22 protein-coding genes are annotated in these 24539 nt (G+C 71.0%); 11 read left to right on the plus strand and 11 right to left on the minus strand.

The genetic code is table 11. The features are described from left to right. Positions 1–3 precede the first annotated feature (3 nt). The 5 genes from FB384_RS14425 to FB384_RS14440 form a co-directional block, all read right to left on the minus strand. Entirely contained in the window at positions 4–1548 is a 1545-nt protein-coding gene (locus tag FB384_RS14425; RefSeq protein WP_183785554.1) for an acetolactate synthase large subunit, read from the minus strand. A 43-nt stretch (positions 1549–1591) separates the two neighbouring features. Next, positions 1592–3238, minus strand: coding sequence for an FAD-binding dehydrogenase (locus FB384_RS14430; RefSeq protein ID WP_183783449.1), 1647 nt, complete (start codon positions 3236–3238; stop codon positions 1592–1594). Positions 3239–3519: 281 nt separating this feature from the next. Beyond that, positions 3520–3642 carry a hypothetical protein gene (locus FB384_RS27125; protein WP_258935567.1) on the minus strand — a complete coding sequence of 41 codons (123 nt, stop codon included), beginning with the start codon at positions 3640–3642 and terminating at the stop codon, positions 3520–3522. Positions 3643–4282: 640 nt separating this feature from the next. After that, positions 4283–4780 (minus strand): DUF3830 family protein, encoded by a 498-nt coding sequence (locus FB384_RS14435; RefSeq protein WP_183783450.1) that lies wholly within the window; start codon positions 4778–4780, stop codon positions 4283–4285. A gap of 14 nt (positions 4781–4794) precedes the next feature. Continuing rightward, positions 4795–6048, minus strand: coding sequence for an aspartate aminotransferase family protein (locus FB384_RS14440; protein WP_183783451.1), 1254 nt, complete (start codon positions 6046–6048; stop codon positions 4795–4797). Between the two features lie 331 nt (positions 6049–6379). On the opposite strand from FB384_RS14440, the gene FB384_RS14445 reads away from it, so the two are divergent. The 3 genes from FB384_RS14445 (at position 6380) to FB384_RS14455 (ending at position 9752) form a co-directional block, all read left to right on the plus strand. After that, positions 6380–7846, plus strand: a complete 1467-nt coding sequence (locus FB384_RS14445; protein ID WP_183783452.1) for an NAD-dependent succinate-semialdehyde dehydrogenase — start codon at positions 6380–6382, stop codon at positions 7844–7846. After that, a complete protein-coding gene (locus tag FB384_RS14450) occupies positions 7843–8898 on the plus strand; it encodes a tartrate dehydrogenase (protein ID WP_183783453.1) in 1056 nt (351 codons plus the stop codon). The genes FB384_RS14445 and FB384_RS14450 overlap by 4 nt, the downstream gene beginning before the upstream one ends. A gap of 242 nt (positions 8899–9140) precedes the next feature. Beyond that, the gene (locus tag FB384_RS14455) at positions 9141–9752 is read left to right on the plus strand and encodes a class I SAM-dependent methyltransferase (RefSeq protein ID WP_183783454.1); all 612 of its coding nucleotides are present in this window, start codon (positions 9141–9143) and stop codon (positions 9750–9752) included. Positions 9753–9783: 31 nt separating this feature from the next. Here FB384_RS14455 and FB384_RS14460 read toward each other — a convergent pair whose 3' ends face one another. Together FB384_RS14460 and FB384_RS14465 are read right to left on the minus strand one after the other, a co-directional pair. Continuing rightward, the gene (locus tag FB384_RS14460) at positions 9784–10479 is read right to left on the minus strand and encodes a GntR family transcriptional regulator (protein WP_183783455.1); all 696 of its coding nucleotides are present in this window, start codon (positions 10477–10479) and stop codon (positions 9784–9786) included. Beyond that, positions 10476–11201, minus strand: coding sequence for a maleate cis-trans isomerase family protein (locus tag FB384_RS14465; protein ID WP_183783456.1), 726 nt, complete (start codon positions 11199–11201; stop codon positions 10476–10478). Before FB384_RS14465 ends, FB384_RS14460 begins: the two co-directional genes overlap by 4 nt. 159 nt (positions 11202–11360) lie before the next feature. Here FB384_RS14465 and FB384_RS14470 point away from each other — a divergent pair, with 159 nt between their 5' ends. Next, positions 11361–12338: a D-2-hydroxyacid dehydrogenase gene (locus tag FB384_RS14470; RefSeq protein ID WP_183785556.1), complete on the plus strand. Its 978-nt coding sequence runs from the start codon at positions 11361–11363 to the stop codon at positions 12336–12338. Positions 12339–12357: 19 nt separating this feature from the next. Here the strand turns inward: FB384_RS14470 and FB384_RS14475 are convergent, their stop codons facing one another. Beyond that, positions 12358–13605: an MFS transporter gene (locus FB384_RS14475; RefSeq protein ID WP_183783458.1), complete on the minus strand. Its 1248-nt coding sequence runs from the start codon at positions 13603–13605 to the stop codon at positions 12358–12360. Further along, positions 13602–14117, minus strand: a complete 516-nt coding sequence (locus FB384_RS14480) for a helix-turn-helix domain-containing protein (protein WP_183783459.1) — start codon at positions 14115–14117, stop codon at positions 13602–13604. Before FB384_RS14480 ends, FB384_RS14475 begins: the two co-directional genes overlap by 4 nt. Positions 14118–14252: 135 nt before the next feature. Between FB384_RS14480 and FB384_RS14485 the strand changes: the two genes are divergently transcribed. After that, entirely contained in the window at positions 14253–15227 is a 975-nt protein-coding gene (locus tag FB384_RS14485; protein ID WP_183783460.1) for an aldo/keto reductase, read from the plus strand. Between the two features lie 129 nt (positions 15228–15356). On the opposite strand, the gene FB384_RS14490 is transcribed toward FB384_RS14485, so the two are convergent. Continuing rightward, positions 15357–16727, minus strand: coding sequence for a WS/DGAT/MGAT family O-acyltransferase (locus FB384_RS14490; protein ID WP_183783461.1), 1371 nt, complete (start codon positions 16725–16727; stop codon positions 15357–15359). Between the two features lie 221 nt (positions 16728–16948). On the opposite strand from FB384_RS14490, the gene FB384_RS14495 reads away from it, so the two are divergent. From FB384_RS14495 to FB384_RS14505, 3 genes are all read left to right on the plus strand, one after another. After that, entirely contained in the window at positions 16949–17950 is a 1002-nt protein-coding gene (locus FB384_RS14495) for a glutathione S-transferase family protein (protein ID WP_183783462.1), read from the plus strand. A 22-nt stretch (positions 17951–17972) separates the two neighbouring features. Then, entirely contained in the window at positions 17973–19616 is a 1644-nt protein-coding gene (locus tag FB384_RS14500) for a thiamine pyrophosphate-binding protein (RefSeq protein WP_183783463.1), read from the plus strand. Positions 19617–19882: 266 nt separating this feature from the next. Continuing rightward, on the plus strand, positions 19883–20293 hold the full coding sequence (locus tag FB384_RS14505) for a CoA-binding protein (RefSeq protein ID WP_183783464.1): 411 nt from the start codon (positions 19883–19885) through the stop codon (positions 20291–20293). 42 nt (positions 20294–20335) lie between these two features. On the opposite strand, the gene FB384_RS14510 is transcribed toward FB384_RS14505, so the two are convergent. Beyond that, entirely contained in the window at positions 20336–20872 is a 537-nt protein-coding gene (locus FB384_RS14510) for a MarR family winged helix-turn-helix transcriptional regulator (RefSeq protein WP_221212737.1), read from the minus strand. Between the two features lie 59 nt (positions 20873–20931). Here FB384_RS14510 and FB384_RS14515 point away from each other — a divergent pair, with 59 nt between their 5' ends. From FB384_RS14515 to FB384_RS14525, 3 genes are all read left to right on the plus strand, one after another. Beyond that, positions 20932–21648, plus strand: a complete 717-nt coding sequence (locus FB384_RS14515) for an SDR family NAD(P)-dependent oxidoreductase (RefSeq protein ID WP_183783466.1) — start codon at positions 20932–20934, stop codon at positions 21646–21648. A 166-nt stretch (positions 21649–21814) separates the two neighbouring features. Continuing rightward, on the plus strand, positions 21815–23005 hold the full coding sequence (locus FB384_RS14520; protein WP_183783468.1) for an MFS transporter: 1191 nt from the start codon (positions 21815–21817) through the stop codon (positions 23003–23005). Positions 23006–23031: 26 nt separating this feature from the next. Continuing rightward, entirely contained in the window at positions 23032–24438 is a 1407-nt protein-coding gene (locus FB384_RS14525) for a prolipoprotein diacylglyceryl transferase (protein ID WP_183783470.1), read from the plus strand. Positions 24439–24539 lie beyond the last annotated feature (101 nt).

A 24539-nucleotide genomic window follows, 5' to 3' on the forward strand; every position in this document is an offset into this window, starting at 1 on the left:
GGGTCACAGCAGCGGCGGGATGCGGGCGTCGATCAGGTTCGGGCCGGGCTCGGCGAGCGCCCGGCGGAACCGGTCGGCGAGTTCCTCCGCGGTGGTCGCCGTCGTGGCAGGTACGCCCATTCCCTCGGCGATCCTCGCGAAGTCGATGTCCGGAGTGGACAGGTCGAACAAGCCGGCCTTGGCGGGATCGACGTCGCCCGCGCCGGTGCGCTGCAGCTCCATCCGCAGGATCGCGTACGCCCGGTTGTTGAGGATCACCGTCGTCACGTTCAGTCCTTCGCGGGCCTGCGTCCACAGTGCCGAGATCGTGTACATCGCACTGCCGTCGGCCTGCAGGTTGATCACCGGCCGCTCCGGCGCCGCGACGGCGGCCCCCGTGGCGACGGGGATGCCCTGTCCTATGGCGCCGCCGGTGAGCGACAGGACGTCGTGGCGGGGTGCGCCAGCGGTGGCCGCGGCGACCAGCAGTCCGGAGGTGTTGGTCTCGTCGACGACGATCGCGTCGTCGGGCAGCAGCGCCCCGATGACATCGGCCCAGTTCGCCACGGTCAGTTCCCCGGACGGCAGGTCCGGCCGGTGCGCGGGCGCGAGCGCGGGTTCGGTGTCGCGAGCGACCAGCTCGGCGAGCTCCTCGAGGGCGCCGGTGACGTCGTCACCCGGCTCGGCGAGCGTGTGCAGGGTGGCCTGCTCCGGTACGAGGTTGCCCCGTTTCCCGGGGTAGGCGAAGAACGTGGCGGGCGGTTTCGCGCCCGCGACGATCAGGTGCCGGGTACCGTCCAGCTGTTGCTCGGCCTGTTCGGCGACGTATCCGAGCCGTTCCACGGTGGGCAGGCCCGCGCCGCGTTCCAGCCGGGCCGGGAATGTCTCGAGGAGCAGCCGCGCGCCCGTGGCCTCGGCGATGCGGCTCGCGGCCCGCAGCCCGCGTTCCCGGCATGCGACGCCGCCCAGCAGCAGGGTCACCGCCTCACCGCTCCGCAGTACGTGGGCGATGGGATCCACAGTGGACACCGGAGCCGGGGCACGGGGTGCGACCGGAGCGGAGGGGATTCCGCCGTCGCTCCACGAGGCGTCGGCGGGCAGGACCAGCGTCGCCACCCCGCCGGGAGCGTCCTGGGCCGCCGCGAGCGCCGCGGCGGCGTCCGGTCCCACGTCGGCGGGATTCTCGGAGCGCAGCACCCGGCCGAGCGTGCCCGCCACGGCGTCGATGTCGGATTCCAACGGTGCGTCGAACCGCTTGTGATACGTGGCGTGGTCGCCGACGACGTTCACGACGGGCGAGTGTGCACGCCGTGCGTTGTGCAGGTTGGCCAGGCCGTTCCCGAGTCCGGGACCGAGGTGCAGCAACGTCACGCCGGGAGTGCCGCTCATCCGCGCGTAGCCGTCGGCCGCACCCGTGACGGCGCCCTCGGCGAGCCCGAGTACGCCCCGTACCCGCGGATCCGCCTCGAGTGCCGCGACGAAGTGCATCTCGGACGTGCCCGGATTGGCGAACACCACCTCGACCCCGGCACCGGCCAACGTGGCCAGCAACGCCTGTGCGCCGGTCATGCTCTCGCCCATGCGTGTCCTGCCGCCTTCCTGGAACGCTCGGTCAACCGGACTTGGCCAATGCCTCGCCCGCACGCTTGCCGGTGAACAGGCAGCCTCCGAGGAACGTGCCCTCCAGCGAGCGGTAGCCGTGCATGCCGCCACCGCCGAAGCCCGACGCCTCGCCCGCCGCGTACAGGCCCGGCACCGGCTCGCCCGTGTCGCCGAGTACGCGGCCGTCCAGGTCGGTCTCCAGGCCGCCGAGCGTCTTGCGGCTCAGCACGTGGAGCTTCACCGCGATGAGCGGGCCGGCCTTCGGGTCGAGCATGCGGTGTGGCGAGGCGACGCGCACGAGCTTGTCGCCGCGGAACTTCCGCGCCCCGCGCAGCGCAGTGATCTGCATGTCCTTGGTGAACTCGTTGCCGATCTCGCGGTCGCGGGCCACGACTTCGCGTCGGATCTGCTCGACCGACAGCATGTCCTCGTCGGTCTTGGCGTTCATGCCTCGGACCAGGTCGTCGAGGTTGTCGGCGACCACGAAGTCGGGGCCCTTGTCGAGGAACGCCTGCACGGGGCCGGGTGGACCGGGCTTGACGCGCTGCAGTGTCATCCGCAGGTCCTTGCCCGTCAGGTCGGGGTTCTGCTCCGAACCGGACAGTGCGAACTCGCGCTCGACGATCTTCTGCGTCAGCACGAACCACGAGTGGTCGTGTCCGGTGCGGCGCAGGTGCGCCAGCGTGCCGAGTGTGTCGAACCCGGGGAACAGGGGAACGGGCAGCCGCTCGCCGGTCGCGTCGAACCACAGTGACGACGGCCCCGGCAGGATGCGGATGCCGTGCTGCGGCCAGACGGGCGAGTGGTTGTCGATGCCCTCGACGTAGTGCCACATGCGGTCGCGGTTGATCAGGTGCGCGCCCGCGGCCTCGCTGATGCCCAGCATGCGGCCGTCCACGTGCTCGGGGACGCCGGAGAGCATCGACCGCGGCGCTTCACCGAGGCGGCCGGGCCAGTTCTTGCGGATGAGGTCGTGGTTGCCGCCGATGCCGCCGCTGGCGACGAGCACGGCCTGGGCGCGGAGCCCGAACTCGCCGGTCACCTCGCGGGAACTGCTCTCGCCGCGGGCGACGTCGCTGGGGGCGAGTACCGAACCGGTCACACCGTCGACGGCTCCGGCGGAGGTGGTCAGCTCGTCGACGCGATGCCGGAAGCGCAGCTCGACCTGTCCGCGGCCGACGGCCTCGCGAACCCGTCGTGCGAACGGGTCGAGCACGCCGGGCCCGGTGCCCCAGGTGATGTGGAAGCGGGGCACGGAGTTGCCGTGGCCCATGGCGCCGTAACCGCCGCGCTCGGCCCAGCCGACCACCGGGAAGAACTTGATGCCCATCGCGGCGAGCCACGCCCGCTTCTCGCCGGCGGCGAAGTCGACGTAGGCCTCGGCCCAGCGGCGCGGCCAGGCGTCCTCGTCGCGGTCGAAACCGGCGGTGCCGACCCAGTCCTGCCAGGCGAGTTCGTGGGAGTCGCGGACACCGAGCCTGCGTTGCTCGGGGCTGTCCACGAGGAAGAGGCCGCCGAACGACCAGAAGGCCTGTCCGCCGAGGGAGGCCTCGGGTTCCTGTTCGACGACGATGACGCGCTTGCCCGCGTCGGCCAGCGTGGCCGTTGCGACCAGCCCGGCCAGTCCCGCGCCGACGACGATGACATCCGCGTCCATGGACACCTCCGCTCCGAGTCGCCTGCAGGTTACCGCTGTGCCGCCGTTCCGAGACAGGGCCGCGGCGGATTTGCGGGCGGGCCGTCGGGAGCGGAGATCATGCGCGACGGCCGGTCATCGTGTGGCGGCGGATCACAGCTTGGCGGCGGATCAGGGCACTGCGACGGCGGAGCGCCGGCCCGTGGAGGTGTCACCGGGCCGGCGCCGGGAGAGAGCCGAAGGGGCCGGTCCGCGCCAACGATACCGGCCCCTCGGTCACTCTCGGTGTCCTAGCAGGTGGTTCAGACCAGCCAGCCCAGCAGGTGCGAGAGGTTGGCCAGAACCGACGTGATGATGTCGCCGCCGTGCATGGCAAAGTGCTGCATTTCGAGGGGCTCCTTCGTACTGGAGTGATTCGTTGACATCCGTGTGTTCGCGACGCACACGTTGCTTTCGAAAGCACGGCAACGTTTTCAGCGCCCCCGGCCGCTGTCAAAAGGCCGCTCGAACCCTCGTCATGAAACGTGAAATCTTCTCATTCTAAACATGTAAGGCTTTCGTGTTTTTGTCTGGGTGGAGCGCGGGGTGGCGGGATCACGATGTGTGATGACAACGGACGTCGTCACGCTCGGTAATAACGATCATGAACCACGGTAGTGGCGTGTCGCCTCCCCGAAGGGTGACGCGAGATCACGTCACGTGAGTTCGATCGAACCACTCGTTCGAGGGAATGCCGGACCGGCTGCACGGCTCGTCGTCGCCCCGGCATGCCGGGGTCGGACACGCGGCAGGGGCGGAACCGGGAACGGGTGGCACCGACTCGGCAGCGGGTAGGACGCGGGTGAAACAGGGACACGGGTGAGGGACACGACAGCGGCGCGGACGACGGCGGCGCGGACACCACAGTGGCGCGGATACGACGGTGGCGCGTGGCTGCGGCGGGTCCGCGTCCGCCAGGCGCGCGGACACGACAGTGGCGCGGACACGACACGTGGCACTGATACGACAGCGGGGCGGGCACGCCGTGTCGGCATGCCCGCCCCGCTGGTGGCGGCTACGCGCGTGTCAGGCGCGCGCGTACGTCATCGTCTCGCCCTCGACACCGCGTAGCCACATGTCCTGTGCGGCCGTGGCCATGGCGTCGAGGCCCTCCTCGATCGTGGCGAACACGTTGCCCGGCACCCAGCCCGCGTCGCCGTTGATGAGCAGATTGTTGCGGCCGTAGAAGATCGCCAGGTCGGTGGCGCCCCGGTCGCTGTGTGCCTCGCTGTCGGTGTCGTAGCCGTAGGCCGGGTTGCCGATCTCCCACGGTTCGAAGCCGAAGTAGCAGACGTCGCCGGGGATCGGGGTGATCGTCGGGTTCTCCCGTCCCGGTTTCGGGTCGGCGAACGGCGGCACGAGCGTGTAGATCTCGTTCCTGGCGTACTTCGCGTGATACGCCGACCCGCTCTGCGGCAGCGCGTCCCACACGGCCTGGCACGTCCGCGGCGCCTCGTCGTCCAGCAGGCGCGCGCGGCAGGACACGCCGCGTTTGTCCAGTGTGATCGTGATGTACCTGCTCACTGTGCGCCCGCCCGCTACTTCGTCACCTCGGCCACGACATCGGCCCAGATCTCCAGTGCCTCGTCGACCTGTTCGGAGGTGACGACCAGCGGCGGGATCATGCGGACGACGTTCATGTACGCCCCGCACGTGAGCATCAGCAGACCCCGTTCGGCCGCGAGCTTCTGCGCCGCCTGCGCCGTCGCGTTGTCCGGCTTGCCGTCCGCGGTCGTGAACTCGGAGCCCACGAGCAGACCGAGGCCGCGCACGTCACCGATCGCCGGCGTCTTCTCGGCGACCGCCCGCGCACCGGCGAGCAGCTGCTCGCCCCGCTCGGCCGCGTTGGCGACCAGGTTCTCGTCGCGGATGACGTCGAGGGTCGCGACGGCCGCCGCACACGAGACGGCGTTGCCGCCGTAGGTGCCGCCCTGCGAACCGGGGAACGCCTTCGCCATCAGGTCCGCGCTCGCGGCGATGCCGGACAGCGGGAAGCCGCTGGCAAGGCCCTTGGCGATCGTGATGACGTCGGGCCGGACGCCGAAGTGGTCGTGGCCCCAGAACTTGCCGGTGCGGCCGAACCCGGTCTGGATCTCGTCGACCACGAGCAGGATTCCGTGCTCGTCGGCGCGCTCGCGCAGGCCCGCCATGAACTCGGGGTTCGCCGGGACGTAACCGCCCTCGCCGAGCATCGGCTCGATGAAGAACGCCGCCGTCTCGCCGGGCGCGGTGGCGGTGGCGAACAGGTAGTCGAGCTCGCGGAGTGCGAAGTCGGTGGCGGTCTTCTCGTCCCAGCCGTAGTGGTAGGCGAACGGGAACGGCGCCATGTGCACGCCGCCCATCAGAGGTGAGATGCCCGCGCTGAACCGCGTGCCTGACGTGGTCATGGTGGCGGTGGCGACCGTGCGGCCGTGGAACCCGCCCTGGAACACCACGACGTTGGGCCTGCCGGTGGCCTGCCGGGCCAGCCGTAGCGCGGCCTCGACGGCCTCGCTGCCGGAGTTGGCGAAGAACAGCGAGTCGAGGCCTGTCGGCAGCACGTCGCCGAGTCGCTCCGACAGTTCGAGCAGCGGCTTGTGCATCACGGTCGTGTACTGGCCGTGGACGAGCTTGCCGACCTGCTCCTGCGCTGCGGCCACGACGCGCGGGTGGCAGTGTCCGGTGCTGGTGACACCGATACCCGCGGTGAAGTCGAGGTGCCTGCGGCCGTCGGTGTCGTACAGATACGCACCTTCGCCGTGGTCGACGACTACCGGGGTCGCCTGCTTGAGCAGAGGGGACAGCGTGGCCATGACTGCGGCTCCTTCTCGGGTTCCGGGGGCTGACCTCGTCCGGCGTCGGTGTCACCGGTTGCCGGACGCGGTGGTTCCGGTCCAGGCTCGAACCCGGCGCCATCGGGCCGTGGTTCCGGGTCCGGAGTCCACGGCCGACGGGGTTGTAGATTGTCAACAATGTTCGTAGCATAGCCATGCGGGCGGCGCAATGACGCCTCGTGGGAACGGAGCCGATGCCCGTGACGGGCAGGAGTTCCGGCGAGAGGCACGACTCGGTCATGGGTCGTCTGTGCGCGGGCCGGGAACCCCGATCACACGTGGGATCTTCGACGAACTTGGGAGCTGTGGCATGAGCACGGTCAGTGAAGCCGGTGTCGTCTCGGCGGTGAACAAGGAACTGTTCATCGGCGGCAAATGGGCCCCGGCGGCCGGAAACGCGACGTTCGACGTCCACGATCCGGCGACGGGCGAGGTGTTGTGCGCGGTCGCGGACGCCTCGCCGCAGGACGGCATCGCCGCACTCGAGGCCGCGTCCGCCGCGCAGGCCGACTGGGCCGCGTACCCACCGCGGGAACGTGGCGAGATTCTGCGGCGGGCCTACGAGAAGCTCATGGCGCGGCAGGACGAACTCGGACTGCTGATGACGCTCGAGATGGGCAAGCCGCTCGCCGAGGCCAAGGGGGAGATCGCCTACGCGGCCGAGTTCTTCCGCTGGTTCGCAGAGGAAGCGGTGCGGATCGACGGCGGCTACGCCGTCGCACCCAACGGCAGTGGGCGGTTCCTCGTCACCAAGCAGCCGGTCGGCCCGTGCCTGCTGATCACCCCGTGGAACTTCCCCATGGCGATGGGCACGCGGAAGATCGGTCCCGCCGTCGCCGCGGGCTGCACGATGGTCATCAAGCCCGCCGCGCAGACGCCGTTGTCGATGCTGGCGCTCGCCGGCATCCTCGCGGAGGCCGGTCTGCCGGACGGCGTGCTCAATGTCGTCACGACCACGCAGGCGGGCGGCGTGATGGAGCCGATGATCCGCGACGGGCGCGCGCGGAAGCTCTCGTTCACCGGCTCGACGGGCGTGGGCCGCAAACTCCTCGAACAGTGCGCCGGAACCGTCATGCGGACGTCGATGGAGCTGGGCGGCAACGCGCCGTTCGTCGTGTTCGACGACGCCGATCTCGACGCGGCCGTCGACGGCGCGATGCAGGCCAAGATGCGCAACATCGGCGAGGCGTGCACGGCGGCCAACCGGTTCTACGTGCACAGCTCCGTGGCCGACGAGTTCTCGCGCAAGCTCACCGAGCGTATGGAAGGCCTGCCCATCGGTCGTGGCACCGAGGACGGCATCGTGGTGGGCCCGCTGATCGACTCCGCCGCGATCGAGAAGGTGTCGGCGCTCGTCGGTGACGCGGCGCAGCGGGGGGCGACCGTGCTCACCGGTGGTGCCACTGTGGACGGTCCCGGCAACTTCTACCAGCCGACGGTCCTGAAGAACGTGCCGCAAGAGGCCCGGATGACGTCGGAGGAGATCTTCGGCCCGGTGGCGCCGGTCTCGACCTTCGATACCGAGGACGAGGCGATCGCGGCGGCCAACGACACCGAGTACGGCCTCGTCGGCTACGTCTACACGCAGAACCTCACCCGGGCGATCCGCGTCAGCGAGCGGCTCGAGACGGGCATGGTCGGATTGAACCAGGGCGTGGTGTCGAACCCCGCTGCGCCGTTCGGCGGCGTCAAGCAGTCCGGGCTCGGGCGCGAGGGCGGCACGGTCGGCATCGACGAGTTCCTGGAGACGAAGTACATCGCGGTGGGTGGCCTGTGAGCACGTACCGCGTCGCGTCGATCCCCGGCGACGGCATCGGGGTCGACGTCCAGCGTGAGGCATGCAAGGTCCTCGACACCGCCGCGCAGCGGTTCGGCTTCGGGCTGGAATGGACCGAGTTCGACTGGAGCTGCGAGCGCTACGCCGAGACCGGAGCGATGATGCCCGCCGACGGCATCGCGACGTTGCGGTCGTTCGACGCCGTACTGCTCGGTGCGATCGGGTTCCCCGGCGTGCCGGATCACGTCTCACTGTGGGGGCTGCTGATCCCGGTGCGTAGGGCGTTCGAGCAGTACGTCAACCTGCGGCCGGTGCGCCTGCTGCCGGGGACCACGTCCGCGCTCGCCGGCCGCGGCGCCGACGAGCTGGAGATGGTGATCGTCCGGGAGAACTCCGAGGGCGAGTACTCGGAGGTGGGCGGCAGGCACAACGCGGGCCGCCCCGGCGAGTTCGTGCTGCAGGAGTCGGTGTTCACCCGGGTCGGCGTGGAACGCGTCGTCCGCTACGCCTTCGAGCTGGCGCGTACGCGGCAGCGCAGGGTGTGCTCGGCGACGAAATCGAACGGGATCATCCACACGATGCCGTTCTGGGACGAGATCTTCGCCGAGGTCGCTGCCGAGTACCCGGACGTCGAGGCCGAGCAGATGCACATCGACGCGCTGGCCGCACGGATGGTGCAACGGCCGGACCTGCTCGACGTCGTGGTCGGGTCGAACCTGTTCGGCGACATCCTCAGCGATCTCGCAGCGGCGGTCACCGGCGGGCTCGGCATGGCCCCGTCCGGCAACCTCAACCCCGAGGGCGAGTTCCCGTCGATGTTCGAGGCCGTGCACGGCAGCGCACCGGATATCGCGGGGCAGGGCATCGCGAACCCGGTGGCGCAGATCCTCGCCGCGGCGATGATGCTCGACCAGCTCGGCGAGAAGGCGGCGGGCGAGGCGGTCCGCGGTGCGGTGCAATCGGTGCTGGCGGCCTCCGAGGTACTCACCCCCGACCTCGGCGGCGGTGCGACGACCGCCGAGCTGGGTTCCGCCGTGGCGGAGGCGCTGTAGCGGGTACCGAGTCGCTGTAGCGGGTACCGAGTCGCGACGCGAAGCCGGACCCGCTCCGGGAGGGGTGGCGCGATGCGGCCGCGGCCGCCGGGATGCCGACGTCTGCACCGTCGGCGGCCCGGCGGCCGCTATGCTCGGTGAGGCGGTCCGTTCGGACCGTCTCGGCCGGGAATCAGGCGGTCAGGACCTGTTGTGATGTTCGACACGAGGCGAAAGGCCGGGTTGTCGCGGATGGTGTGGTCATGCTCGATGCTCTGAAACGTTCGGTCCCTCCGTTCGTCTCCGCGGCCGTCCGCAACCCGAAGGCCGTCGGTGCCGCTGCGCCGAGTTCGCGCGCGCTCGCGGCGCGGATGGCCTCCGCCGTGCCCGACGGGGTCGACACGCCGACCGTGGTGGAGATCGGCGCGGGCACCGGTGCGTTCACCCGGGTGGCGAGCGAACGCGTGGCCGGTGGCGGCCGCTACATCGCCATCGAACAGGACGAGCGGATGGCGGATCATCTCGAACGCACCATCCCGGGCGTCGAGGTCGTGAACGGTGACGCCGCCGAACTGGGGAAGATCCTCGCCGACCGCGGCGTGACCAGCGTCGACGCGGTGCTGTGCGGCCTGCCGTGGTCGCTGTTCACCGTGGAGTTGCAACGCCGGATCCTCGGTGAGATCTCCACGGCCATGGCGCCGCACGCGGTGTTCACGACGTTCGCCTACGTCCACGCCGCGCGGATTCCGGGGTCGAAGCGGTTCCGCAGCGAGGTCGAGGCCGTGTTCGAGGAGGTCGAGGTGCAGTCGCCGGTGTGGCGGAACCTGCCGCCCGCGATGACCTACCTGTGCCGCGGAGCTCGCGGCACCGACTGACGGGGCCGCCCGCTCGCGGCGGTCTCCCGGTTCAGGCGTTGTCGGCCGCGTCGTCGCCGGAACCCGGCGCGAGGCGGCGCACGGCGTCGGCCATGTGCTCGTCGAGCAGCCGCAGCAGTTCCGGTTCGTCGCCTGCGCGCACGGCCGCGATAATCGCGTGGTGTTCGGCGATGCGCTCGTCGGTCTCGTAGTCGTCGGTGGGGTAGGTGCGCTGCAGCGCCGTCAGGCACATGCGGGTCTCGATCATCAGCGTGCGGGCCATCCGGCGCAGCCTGGGGCTGCCGGAGGCCTCGATGAGCGCCTCGTGGAACTGCAGGTCCGCTTCGGACAGTGCGGTCGGGTCGCCCTGCGCGTCCGCGTCGGCCATCCGTGCCACGGCCTCGTCCAGTACCGCGGCGATCGCGTCCCGGTCGGATGCGTGCACGACGAGTGTCGCCGCCGCGCGTTCCACCGCCGAGCGCGCGATGTAGATGTCCTGGATGTCACCGGGTTCGAGGTCGATGACGAACAGGCCGCGGTGACGTTCGCTGCGCAGCAGGCCCTCGGACACGAGCCGCTGCATCGCCTCGCGCAGCGGTCCGCGGGAGACCTGGAACCGGGAGGCCAGATCCGCTTCGCCGAGCTGCGTTCCCGGGGCCAGCGTTCCCGCCATGATCGCCTCGCGCAGCCTGCGGGCGATGATCGCGGCCGTGGATTCCCGGTTGACGGGTTCGATGTCGGCGATCATCGGCGGCCCTCGGTGCGCAGCAGTGTGCCCAGCCCGTCGTAGGCGCGGGTGACGCCGGCGATGCGCAGGCCCTCCCACACGGTGACCTGGTTGGCGGTCAGCACGGGCTTGCCGAGTCGGCGCTCGATGTCGTCGACGAGCGAGAGGGTGCGCATCGCGGTGTCCGGCACCAGTACCGCATCGGCCTCCGGGTGATCGTGGCTCACCGCCAGCTCGACGACCCGTTCCGGCGGCAGGTTCCCGACCTCGGCGGCGGTGTCGATCTCGGCGGCCGAGGCCGACACCACGTCGATCCCGCCGCGGCCGAGGAAATCGGCGAACAGTTTGGCCACGTCGTCCGGGTAGCTGGCCGCCACGGCGACGGTGCGCAGCCCGAGGGTCTGGGCGGCGTGGACGAACGCCAGCGACGTGCTCGACGCGGGCAGTCCGCCTGCGGCCTCCGACAGTCCGGCGACCTGCTCGGCGGCGCCGTCCCAGCCGTAGACGAAGCTGCCGCTGGTGCAGGCCCAGACGACGGCGTCGGGTGCGTGCTTCGCCAGCAGCGCGGCTCCACCGGACAGGCGCGCGGGTGAACCCAGGTCGAGCAGTTCGGGCACCGCGTGCAGGTCGGTGCCGTAGATGTGCTCCACGGGAAGCGTGGTGCCGTCACCGAGTATCCGTTCGGCCAGCGGATAGTCGTCCTCCGCGGCGTGATCCGGGTAGATGAAACCGATCGTGGGCACGAGGCACCTCCTCGGCGTCCGTGGGGTCCACGGTGGACACGGCCGTCGGCCACTGCCCGAGTGACGGCGGCTGCCTGCGTGGCGGCGGTGGGATCCGAGGAGTGCCCCGGATTGTTGACAATCATACGACCCACTCCTAGCGTGTCAACGGTGAATGCGGTGACCGAGACCGGCACACCCGTGCTGGCCGTGCTGACAGGTGACGCCCCGCCCCCGGACATGACGGCCGTCGAGCAACAGGCCGAGGTCCGGTACACGGATGCCGCCGGGCTCGCCGACGCGCTGCGGGGAGCCGACGCGCTGTTCATGTACGACTTCCTGTCCACGGTGTTGCCGGCGGCGTGGCATGCCGCCGACCGGTTGCAGTGGCTGCACATCGCCGCGGCCGGCGTCGACCCCGTGATGTTCCCGGAACTGCAGGAGAGCGACGTCGTGCTCACCAACGCGCGCGGCGTGTTCGACGACTCCATCGCCGAGTACGTGCTCGGCCAGGTGCTCTCGTTCGCCAAGGACATGCCGCGCTCGCTGCGCCTGCAGGACGCGCGCACCTGGCGGCATCGCGAGACCGAACGGATCGGCGGCGCCTCGGCCGTCGTCGTCGGCACCGGTCCGATCGGCAGGGCGATCGCGCGGCTGCTGCGCGCGGCGGGACTGCGGGTGTCGGGTGCGGGCAGGCGCTCGCGTTCCGACGACCCGGACTTCGGCACCGTGCACTCGACGGAACGCCTCGCCGAGTGCGTGGCCGACACCGATTACGTCGTCGCGGTCGCACCGCTGACCGACCAGACGAAGAACATGTTCGACGAGGCCGCGTTCGCGGCGATGAAGCCCTCCGCGCGGTTCATCAACGTCGGCCGGGGCGAGCTGGTGGTCACCGACGACCTGGTCGCCGCGCTGCGGTCGGGGGCGATCGCGGGCGCGGCACTCGACGTGTTCGACACCGAGCCGCTGCCCGCCGACCATCCGTTGTGGACGATGGAGAACGTGCTGATCTCCCCGCACATGTCAGGTGATGTCGTGGGCTGGCGCCGCGAACTCGTCGGTGTCTTCACGGACAACTTCCGCCGTTGGCGCGCAGGCGAATCGCTGCGCAACGTCGTCGACAAGCAGCTGGGTTACGTGCCGTCCGGGAGCTGATCGCGCATGTGACGCGCGATCAGCTCTCCGGTAGCCGTTCGAGCGTGCGCACCTGCTTGCTGGTCAGCGTGACCAGGGTGACGACAGCCACCAGCACCGCCCCACCGACGAGCGTCGCGGGCCTGCCGAACTGCGCAGCCAGCGGCCCGGCGGCCATCTCGCCGACCGGCAATGCGATGAACGAGCCGAGCATGTCGTAGGAGTAGACCCGCGCGAGCCGGTCGGGCGGGATGTTCTCCTGCAGGGACACGTCCCAGGCGATGGTGAACTGCTCGACCGCCATGCCCGCAAGGAACATCACCGCCATGAGGGGCACGAGTTCGGGCAGGTGTGCCAGGAACACGAGCGGGACTGCCTCGGCGAGCGTCACCCCGACACCGATGCGCAGCGCGTGGCTGGGTCGCCATCGTGCGGCGAGGAATCCGCCCGCGAATGCCCCCGCGGTCTGCGCGGCAAGGACGAGGCCCCAGCCGCCGCGCCCGATGCCTTCGTCCGCGATCGTCGGTCCCAGGACCACGAGGCCGCCGGAGACGACCGCGTTGACCACCATGAACTGCAGCACGACGAGCCACACCCAGCGGCGTGCCGTGAACTCGCGCCAGCCTTCGGCGAGCTCGCGCAGTGGGGAACTGCGTGAGCCGTCGCCTGCCGCCGGGGCGTGCACGCCGTGGTACGCGACCGCCGACAGCGCGAAGAGGGCCGCGTTCATCCCGAGTGTCCATCCGGGACCGCTGACTGCGACGAGGAGGCCACCGAGCGCCGCGCCGCCGATGCGCCCGGCGTTGGCCGCGGCACGGACGAGCGCGTTGGCCTGGGTGAGCAGCGACGACGGCACGGTTTGTGGGGTCAGTGCCGCCGCCGCGGGCAGCGAGATCGCGGCCACCGCTCCGTTGGCGACGCTCAGCGCGACCAGCAACGGCACGTTGGCGAATCCGCAGAGGACACTGGCCGCGATGGCCGCCTGGGTCAGCGCCGCCGCGGCGCCGGTTCCCTGGAGGATCACCGCCCGTGGGAACCGGTCTGCGAGGACACCGGCCAGCAGCAGGAACGCGACGTTGGCCAGCGACCGTGCCCCGACCACGAGGCCGAGCTGGATGGGTGAGCCGGTGAGATCCAGGACGGCGAAGGCCAGTGCGACCGGAGCGAGCGCGTTGGCGAACTCGTCGAACGTGCGGCCGACGAACAGGTTGCGGAAGTCCGGCAGGCGGAGCGGAGCCGTCAGCCCCACGGGGTTCGGCGCGGGCTCGCGCGGCGGCGTCGCCGTCATCGCTGTTCGAGCCGGAACAGCGCGACCGTGGCGCTGACCCGGTGAGTGCCGGGCGTCCGGGGTGGCTTCGCACCGGCGTGCAGCAGCTCGCCGAGCTCGCCCGCCAGCGCGCGGGCACGTTGCCACACCCGCTCGTCGACCCACACCTCGGCGTCCGTGGTCGAGTACTTGGCCCCCTGCTTCCGCTGCGCGGACCTGCGTGTGAGCTCGTCGGCGAGTGCGCTGAGCAGGATGCGTTCCTCCTCGGGTTCCCGGTCGAGGAACGGGCCGGCGCTCGCCGGGTCGTGCCGGTAGCGCTTGGCGCGCCCGCCGCGGATCACTGCTTCCCCTGCGGGCTCCACGAGTCCGGCCGCGTGCAGGCGGCGCAGGTGGTAGCTGACGTTGGCCTGTTTCTCACCCAGCTCGCGGGCGGCTTCGGCCGAGCTCATCGCCGCTCCGGTCAGCAGTGAGAGCAGCCGCATGCGCAGCGGGTGGGCGAGTACGCGCAGGCGGTCGAGGCTGTCTTCGGTCACGGAGCGGCAGTCTCCGCGCGCGTCACGCCGACTGTCAAACAGTTATTTTGGGGTCGTTCGCCGCACCCTATTCCCGTCGCCGAGGTGGAGGACCTCACGGTGCGGGCAGGGTCGACGCGGGGTACCCCTGGAGGCATGCAGACGATCACATTGGGCAGGAGTGGCCTCGACGTCTCGCGCATCTGCTTCGGGACGTGGCAGATCGGCGGTGACTGGGGTTCGTTCGATTCGGACACGGCGATCGAGGCCATCCGGCAGGCGCGCGAACTGGGCGTGACGTTCTTCGACACGGCACAGGCGTACGGCTTCGGCGCGTCCGAGGAGCTGCTCGGCAAGGCGTTGCGGCCGGACCTGGACCGCGACCGCGACAGTGTCGTCATCGCGACGAAGGGCGGCATCGAACCGGGCAGCGACCGGCCGCGGAAGGCGACGCGGGAGTTCCTGCGCAGCGGCGTTGAGCAGAGCCTGCGCCACCTCGGTGTCGATCACATCGACCTCTACCAGGTGCACTGGCCCGACGATCGGACGCCGGCGGAGGAGACCGCGTCGGCGCTGCAGGAACTAGTCGACGAGGGCAAGATCCGCCACGCGGGAGTGTCCAATTACGACAGCGAGCAGCTCGCGGCGTTCGACCGGACGCGGCCCGTCGAGACGCTGCAGCCGCCGTATCACCTGCTGCGCAGGGACATCGAGGCCGATCCGCTGCCGTACGCGCGGTCTCACGACATCGGCGTGCTGGTCTACAGCGCACTCGGCAGTGGCCTGCTGACCGGCGCGCTGACGGCCGACGCCACGTTCGAGACGTCGGACTGGCGGTCGCAGTCGTCGGCGTTCCAGGGCGAGAACCTCAAGCGGAACCTGGCTGTGGTCGAGGAGCTGAAGGAGTTCGCGGCCAGCAAGAACGCGAGCGTCAGCCAGCTCGCCATCGCGTGGACGCTCGCGCAGCCGGGCGTGCACGTGGCGATCGTCGGTGCGCGCAGGGCACGCAACATCGCCGACAGCGTCGGCGCGGCCGACCTCGAGCTGACCGCGGGCGACCTGGCGGAGATCGAGCGCATCACCGCGGCGGGCGTCCCCGTGACGGGTGCCAGCCCCGAAGGCATCGCTTGACCCACAGTGATCGGCAGCCATGCCCCCAAGGGCACTTTGGTTGCACTCAATGCAACCAAAGTGCCCTTGGGGCTTTTGCAGGCCGAGGCGTCGGGGCGTCCAGCTACCGCGGGTGGCCGGGCGTTGGCGTCAGCGGGTCGCCTTCTCCAGGTCCGTCAACGCGGTGTCGAGGTGCGTCAGCAGCCGCTGCAGGTGCGGGACGCTCCGGCGGCAGCCCGTGATGCCGACGTCGAGGTTGTCTCCCGACGTCGTCAGCGTGATGTTCAGCGCCTGCCCGTCCAGCAGCACCGACGCCGGGTAGATGCCGTCGAGATGCGCCCCGTTCCAGTACATCTGCTTCCTCGGGCCCGGCACGTTCGAGATCACCAGGTTGAACGGCGGACGGGTGTTCCCCGCGACTCCCGGCACGGGGCTCGCTGCGAGGGGAGCGACGTTCAGCGCCGACAGCAGTAGTGCCTGCAGCGGGGTGAGCTCGCGGAACACCCGCTTGGCCTCCGCCGTCGACCGGGCGACCGTCGTAAGCCGTTCGTCGGCATCCTGCAGGTCGGTGCCCAGGTTCGCCAGCAGCGCGCCGATCTGATTGCCGGAGGATTCGCCGGTCTCGCGCGCCGACCGCATCGACACCGGCACCATCGCCGTGAGCGGCGCGGTCGGCAGTGCATGCCGTTCGATCAGGTACTCGCGGAGCGCACCGCCGCACATGGCGAGTACGACGTCGTTACGGCTCACCCCGGCGGCCGAGGCGACCATCCTGATCCGTTCCAACGGCCACGACTGGGCGGCGAACCGCCGGGCGCCGCCGATCGGCACGTTGAACATCGTCCGCGGAGCTTCGAGCGGCAGCGTGAGGGTGCGCTCGCGGAACGCCTCGCGAGCGATCGACAGCGCCGCGCCGGGGGCGCCGGCGAGTTGCCGCGCGGTTCCCGCTGCGGTGCGCAGCACGTCCATCGGGTCCGGCGCGCTGCGCGGAGCGCGTTGCCGGGTGTCGCGTTTGCCCCACGGCGGCGGGCACGAGCGGTCGTCCGGGTCGTCCGACAGCACGCCGGTCGCCTGCCGCAACGCGGACACGCCGTCCATCATCGCGTGGTGGATCTTGCTGTACACGGCGAACCGGCCGTCGGCGAGCCCTTCGACGAGGTGCACCTCCCACAGCGGCCGGTGCCGGTCGAGCAGCGTGCTGTGCCAGCGGGACGTCAGTTCGAGCAGTTCACGGATGCGGCCTGGACCGGGCAGTGCCGAATGCCGGAAGTGGTAGTCGAGGTCGAGCTGAGGGTCCCGCTGCCATGCCAGATATCCCGCGGTGTTGACCGGTCTGCGCAGCCGCCGCTGGAAGGTCTCGCGGACGGTCGTGCGCTGCAGCAGCGTCTCCCGGATCTCGCGCAGGTACTCGGGTCCGGCGTCGTCGGGCGGCGTGAACAGCTGCAGTCCGCCCACGTGCATCGGGTGTTCGCGGGTCTCGATCGCCAAGAACATCGAGTCGGTCACTGGCATCAGCGACATCGGCGCCACCTCCCACGGGTCGGGGACCGCCGCCACGAGCGTGCGGTGGCAGGAGTGTACGCACCGGGGTCGGTGACATGGCCATCCCGACGGGCCCGGCGATCGGGAATTTCCACCGGGTGCCGCACACCGGTGTGCCGGAACTGATTCGGCACGCGTTCGCCGGAGTCGGCACTGTCGGAGCGTGCGGTGGCAGGCGGGTACGCACTAGCGTCGGCGGCATGACCATCCCGACGGACCCGGAGACCGGGGAGTTCCACCGCGCGCCCAACGCTTTCACCGCCCGTATCACCGCCGACGGCCGCGACGGCTGGCCTGTCGAGGCAGGCCGCTACCGATTGGTCGTCAGCCGCGCGTGTCCGTGGGCGAGCCGGGCGCTGGTCGTCCGCAGGCTGCTGGGCCTGGAGGGCGTCCTGTCGCTGGCGGTCGCCGACCCGATCCAGGATTCGCGCAGCTGGCGGTTCACGCTCGATCCGGGCGGTGTCGACCCGGTGCTCGGGATCGGGTTCCTGTACGAGGCCTACGAAACGGCCGATCCGTCCTACGACGGCGGTATCAGCGTGCCCGCGATCGTCGACGTGCCGAGCGGGAAGCTCGTCACCAACGACTACCCGCGGATCACGCTCGACCTCGACACGGAGTGGACGGCGCTGCAACGCGACGGTGCGCCCGAGCTGTATCCGGAGGCACTGCGTGACGAGATCGACGCCGTCAACGCCGACGTGCACCGGGACGTCAACGCGGCCGTCTACGAGGCCGGCTTCGCCACCAAGCAGGCCGCCTACGAGGACGCCTACGACCGGCTGTTCACTCGACTGGACGTCTTGTCCGACCGGCTGTCGCGGCAGCGGTACCTCGTCGGGGACACGATCACCGAGGCCGACATCCGCCTGTTCACCACGCTGGTGCGCTTCGACGCCGTCTACCACGGCCACTTCAAGTGCAACCGCCACAAGCTCACCGAACTGCCGGTGCTGTGGGCTTACGCGCGAGACCTGTTCCAGACGCCCGGTTTCGGCGACACCGTCGACTTCGACCACATCAAACGGCACTACTACGAGGTGCACGAGCAGGTGAATCCGACGGGCGTCGTGCCGAAGGGTCCGGACCTGTCGGGCTGGACCACCGCGCACGGCAGGGACGAACTGGGCGGACGGCCGTTCGGCAACGGTACGCCTCCGCCACCGCCGCCCCCTGAGGAGGCCATCACCTCGGGGTCGTGAGGTCTCCTCGTATCCTCTCGGCGTGGCAGCGACCGGAGGATGCACGGGAGGCAGGCGGCTCGCGGACGCACTGCGCGAGCTCGAGGTCGATCGGGCGTTCGGACTGCCCGGCGTGCACAACCTGCCGGCGTGGAACGCGCTGCCGCAGCAGGGGATCCGGCTGATCGGCGTGCGCCACGAGCAGTCGGCCGCGTTCGCCGCCGACGGTTACGCCCGCGCCACCGGCCGGCTCGGCGTTGCGGTCGTGACGACCGGTCCCGGGGCCGCGAACACCCTCGCAGCCGTGGGCGAGGCGCACGCGTCGGCGTCCCCGGTGATCGTCATCGCCACGGACGTGCCCTCCACTCTGCGCACTCCGGGTGTGGTGCGCGGGGCGCTGCACGAGACGTCCGACCAGGCGGCGATGTTCGCCCCGGTGACGAAGGCGACGCTGACCGCCGATTCGCCGGACGACATCGCGCGCGTGGTCCGCAGGGCGGGCCGGATCGCGCGGCGGCCCCAGAGCGGCCCGGTGTACGTCGGCATTCCCGCGGACTTCCTCACGGCCGAGGCCGCAGATCCGCTGCCGGCCGAGTCGACCGAGGTGATCCACCGCGTCGACGTGGCCGACCTGCTGCAGGCGCGTGAAGTGTTGAGTACGGCGCGGCGGCCCGTGATCTGGGCAGGCGGTGGTGCGCTCCGCGCGGGTGCGGGTGAGGCGCTCGGGGAACTGGCCGAATGCCTGGCCGCACCGATCATCACCACCTACGCCGCGCGGGGCATCGTGCCGCCGGACCACCCGTGCCGGGCCTCGAATCCGGTGCACACGCCCGAGGTCGGCGCGTTGTGGGACGAGGCGGACGTCGTGCTCGCCGTCGGCACCGACTTCGACGGCATGATGACGCAGAACTGGCGGATGCCGAAGCCACCGACGCTGATCACGATCAACGTCGACACCGCCGACGCCGCCAAGAACTACCCGCCCGACCTGCAGCTGACCGGCGACGCCCGCGAGGTCACCGAGAACCTGGCGCTCGGCATGCCGCGGCGGGCGGGCCTGACCGAGCTCTCGCGCAGGCTCGACGACATCGAAACGCGCGTGCGCAGGCGTATCCGCAGGGAGGAACCGCAGGCCGCGGAGCTGCTGACGGCGCTGGCCGAGACGGTGCCGGACGACGCGGTGCTCGTCTCGGACATGTGCGTCGCCGGCTACTGGATCGGCGGCTTCTACCGGGTGCCGGCTCCGCGCAAACTGGCCTACCCGATGGGCTGGGGCACGCTCGGATTCGGCTTCCCCGCGTCGCTCGGCGTCGCGGCCGCAGGCGGCGGCCGGGCGGTGTGTGTGACCGGCGACGGGGGATTCCTGTACGGCGTCGGCGAACTGGCCACCGCGATCCAGGAGAAGCTGCCCATCACCGTGGTCGTGGTCGACGACAGCGGGTACGGCATGCTCCGCTACGACCAGACTCGCGGCGGCCTGCCGCACGAGGGTGTCGATCTCGTGACGCCGGATTTCGTCGGGCTGGCGAAGTCGTTCGGTGTCGACGCCGACCGGGTCGACGGGTTCGGCCGCGCGTTCCGCAGGCGGCTGCGGGAGTTCACGCGCTCGGAGGAGCCGAACCTGCTCGTCGTGGCCGCCGAGCTGACGCCGCCGCTGAACACCTCGCCCCGCTGGTACCGGCGCTGACCCGCGCAGCCGTGGCGGTACCGAGATCACGGGCGTCCCTGGTCGGCAGCACAGGTCGCGCCCTCCCGGGGCGCGCTTTCCCGGGGTCGCGGTCTCGTGGCTCCCAGGTTCGTGGGTCCTCGCAGGTTCGTGGGTCGCAGTTGGTGGGCTCGCGGGGTCGTGGTCTCCCGGGATCGCAGTACCGGTGGCATCGGTGCTTCACTCAGGCGGCGAGACCGGCGGCGAGGCCGGGCCGCGGCGGCCGCTCGGCACGTAGGCTGGGCCGCATGAGCGATTCCGCCGACGCAGAGCGAGTGCTTTCCGAGGCCACGACGATCGCCGTGGTCGGCCTGAGCCGGGATCCTGCGAAGTCCGCGCATTCGGTGCCCGCGGCGATGCAGTCCGCCGGGTTCCGCGTGATCCCCGTCCATCCGTCGGCCGACGTGCTGCTGGGGGAACGGGTGTATCGCACCCTGGCCGACGTCCCGGAGCCGGTGGACATCGTCGACGTGTTCCGCCCGTCGGCCGAGGCGGCCGGGGTCGCCAAGCAGGCCGCCGCGATCGGCGCGAAAGCGCTGTGGCTGCAGCAGGGCATCGTCTCGGCCGAGGCGCGCGCCACCGCCGCCGAGGCCGGTATGGACTACGTCGAGGACCAGTGCATCGCCGTGGTCCGCGCGGTCGCCGGCATCACCCGGTAGCCCCGGCCAACGCCGGCGATCCCCGCGGTCACGCGGTGCCCGTCACTCCTGGGGCGCAGGCTTGCCGCTGCCGACGTGGTCGACCGGCAGGTCCCCGGTGTGTTCGAGGCACAACGTGTGGAGCAGGCCGGCGAGGGTGTCGCGTTCGGACTCGTCGAGGACGGCCAGCAGGCGGTCCTCGTGGGCGAAGATCGCACCGGCCGTCTCGTCCACGATCCGGCGCCCCGAGTCGGTGAGGCGCACGACGACGCTGCGGTCCTCACCGGGTTCCCTGGAGACCCAGCCCTGACGTTCTGCCCTGGTCAGTCGCTGTGAGATCGCGGCGGGCGTCACTCCGTCGAACTCGGCGAGCTGCCGCGTGGTCAGTGCGTACGGCGCGCCGCTGCGGCGCAGCGTGCCGAGCAGGTCCATCAGCGCCGGGTCGATGCCCTGCCTGCTCAGCAGTTGCCGCCGTTCGATGCCGAATGCGTGGGCCAGGTGCCAGATGCGGGTCACGATGGCGATCGACGACGGGTCCAGGTCGGGCCGCTCCCTGCTCCACGCGGCCATGATCTGCGCTGCTCGATCCGGTTTGCTCACGGTCACGAGTCTACATTAAGGTCTTAATCATCCAAACGTTTAGACCTAAAGGAGACCTCGTGTACGTCGTCACCGGAGGCGGAACCGGAATCGGCCGGGCCGTCGCGCTGTCACTGCACCACCGCGGCGAGGCGGTCCTCGTCGCCGGACGCCGGCGCGCGCCGCTCGACGACGTCGTCGCCCGCACCGGTGGTGCGGTGACGGCCGTCAGCTGCGACCTCGCGACGCCGGACGGCGCGCGGACGCTCGCCGCGCAGGTGGCCGGCCGCGTCGACGGCCTCGTCCACTGCGCGGGCGGAAACCCGGCCATCGGCACCCCGGAGGCGGCCACGTTGGACGCCGAGGCCGACCTGCTGCGCGACACCCTCGACAGCAACCTCACCTCGGCCGCCCTGGCCGTCTCCGCACTGTCGGGACACCTGGCTGCCGGGTCGGCGATCGTGCTCTTCGGCTCGATCGCCGCGGAGCACGGAGTGGGCTTCTACGGCCCGGCCAAGGCCGCGGTCTCCTCCTACGCACTCGGGCTGGCCGCCGCACTGGGACCACGCGGCATCCGGGTCAACTGCATCTCACCGGGCTACATCGCCGACACCGAGTTCTTCGCCGGCACCATGACACCCGAGCGCGAGGAGGAACTGCGCGCGGCCACCACGCTCGGCAGGACCGGAGTCCCCGACGACGTCGTGGGCCTCACCGAGTTCCTGCTCTCCTCGCGGGCACAGCACGTCACCGGGCAGAACCTCCACGTCGACGGCGGTTCCCACCCGACGCGATAGCCGCCGTGGAAAAGCCTGTCGGCGCGGGTCCGCCGGCGGTATCGTGCGAGGCATGTCTCCACCGTGACGCCCGACGAACCACCGACGTCCGAAGAAACAGCGACCTCCGAAGAAACAGTACGGCGACCCCGCCGCACGCCTGACCCGGCGCGCCTGCGCCTGGGCGGTGCTCGCGGACGCGGTGCCGCTGTACCCGCTGTACGCGTTGCTGTTCAGTGCGCACGGGTTGTCCCACGCGCAGATCTCCGCGCTGCTGGCGGTCTGGTCGCTGACCGGGGTCGTCGCCGAAGTGCCGACCGGCGCGCTCGCCGACCGTTTCTCCCGCACCGGTTCGATGGCCGCCGGCGGTGCCGTCCAGGCGCTGGCCTACGTGCTGTGGACGGCGTTTCCCGGATTCGCCGCGTTCGCGGCCGGTTTCGTGCTGTGGGGCATCGGCGGCACGCTCGTTTCCGGTGCGGTCGAGGCGTGGCTGTACGACAGCCTCGTCGAACTGGGCGCACCGGAACGGTTCCGCCGCGTCTACGGCCGGCTCGACGCGTGTGAACTGTTCGCCCAGGTGCCCGCCGCCGTCGGCGCCACCGTGCTGCTGCCTATCGGTGGTTTCGAACTGGTCGGCTGGGTCAGTGCCGCCACCTGCCTCGGCGCCGCCGTCGTGGCCGCGCGGCTGCCCGAACCGGCCCGTCACGACGACGGGCCGGTGCCTGCCGACGACGCCGACGACGCCGACGACGCCGACGACGCCGACGACGCCGAGGCCACCGGCGAGGCCGGTGAACCGGCCGGGCCCGGATACCTCGCCACGTTGCGGGCCGGGGTCGTCGCCGCGGCGCGTACTCCCGGTGTGCCGGCGGCGCTGCTGGTCGTGGCGCTGCTGACGTCGTTCGACAACATCGAGGAATACTTCGGCCTGCTCGCGGAGGACTGGCGCGTCCCGGTCCAGTGGGTGCCGCTCGCCGTTCTCGGTATCCCGCTGGCCGGAGCCGCGGGCGCGCTGCTCGCGGCGCGCATCCGCGACACCTGGGCGACTCCGTTGCTGTCGGCGGGAATCGGCCTGTTCGCCGTCGCGGGTCTGTGGGCACAGCCTGCGGGCCTGGCGCTCGTCGCGGTGTTCTACGCGCTGTATCGCGGGGTGCTCGTCGTCGCGGAGGCGCGGCTGCAGGAGTGCATCACGAGCGGAGCGCGGGCGACCGTCACCTCGATCGCCGGTGTCGGCACCGAGCTGGCCGGTCTGCTGGTGTTCGCCGCGTGGGCGGCTGCGGGCCTGACCGCGGCGCTGGTGCTCGCCGCGGTGATCGCACTCGCCGTGACACCCGGGCTGCGCTCGCGGAACCCCGGCCGGTTCCGGGCCGTCCGATGACACAGCAGGGGTGAAGGGACGCGGCGATGAGTGAGCGACGCAGCGGAGGTCCGGACGGGGTGGGGGACGAGCGGGACACCACGGCTGCGGACCGGAACGCTGCGAACCGGAACGCTGCGGACCGGAACGCTGCGGACCGGAACGCTGCGGACCGGAACGCTGCGGACCGGCACGCCGCGGACCGGCACGCCGCGGAGCCTGACGACGACGCCGTAGCCGAGCGGGACAGCGCGGCAGCGGAGCGCGACACAGCCGCGGATCGGGACAACGATCCGGGCGAATCGGCCGTGGCAGCAGCAGGCGGCGAATCCGTCGCAGCTCATCGGCGCGGCTGGTGGAAACGGTCGAAGCGGTGGCACAAGGCCGCAGTACTGGGCGGGGCAGGTGTGGTCACCGCGGCCGTCGCCGGACTCGTCGTCGTGGCGATGCACAACTCGTCGGCACCGGCCGACGCGGTGCGTGACTACGTCGAGACGATCGCGCGTGGGGACGCCGCAGCGGCGAACCGCATGGTGGACCCGGCGGCCTTCCCCGGCCGTGAGCTCGACAGGTCCCTGCTGACCGATGCCGTGCTGGGCTCCGCGGACCGGCTGAGCGTCGAGGAGATCGAGGTCGAAGAGATCAACGGGGAGCCGGCCGGCTCGATGGGGTTCAGCCCGGACGACGCGATCGCCGAGGTTCACGTCAGCTATGTCATCGACGGCGCCGAGGAGCGCCGTGGTGAGGCCACACTGCGCGCACGGCTGGCCGAATCGACGCTCGGGGTGTGGGAACACTGGACGGTGATCGACCCGCTCGTCGTCCCCGCGTACCTCGAGACGTCGCTGCACCGGATCGACGGCGTCGCCGGCATGGCGGGAGCCACGATCGGCGGGGCGCACGCGCCGGCCAACGCTCCCGGCGCCGATCCCGTCAACCGCACCTACGTCCTGCTGTACCCGGGCGTGTACACCGTGCGCGGCGTCGCATCGCGGTACTTCACGTCCGAGCCGGAGACGCTGGTCGCCGTGCAGCGGTCGTGGGACGGCGACCAGTTCTGGGAACCGGCGGACCACACGCCGCCCCACGGGCTGGCCAGGATCGGCTACGACGAGACCCCAGAACTGTTGAACGCGGTCTCCGCGGAGATGGAACGGGAGCTCACGGCGTGTGCCGAGGCAGTGCCCGATCCGCTGCCGCGGTGTCCGCACGGCATCGTGGGCTACAGCGAGATGACCGGCGCCACCATCGACCGTTTCCCCGAGGTGAGGTCGCTGGGACTCGCGCAGTCGGGTGGCGGTGGGCCGCCGCAGTTGTGGCTGCACACCGAGAGCGACGGCCTGGTGGACGCCCGGCTGTCCGACGGCACCGACATGCCGGTGAGCTTCTTCGTGTCAGCCAAGGTGCGGATCGACGAGGCGGGCGAGGTGTCCGTGCGACTGAGCGGCTGGTGACCTCGTGACCAGGGGCCGCGGCCCGGCGTCACCGTCGGCGATGTCGCTGCCGGACACGTGGCAGTGATGACTCCGATGTCACGGACCGGCCCCAGGCGGCG

It is taken from the genome of Prauserella sediminis (assembly GCF_014195435.1).
Lineage (GTDB): Bacteria > Actinomycetota > Actinomycetes > Mycobacteriales > Pseudonocardiaceae > Prauserella > Prauserella salsuginis.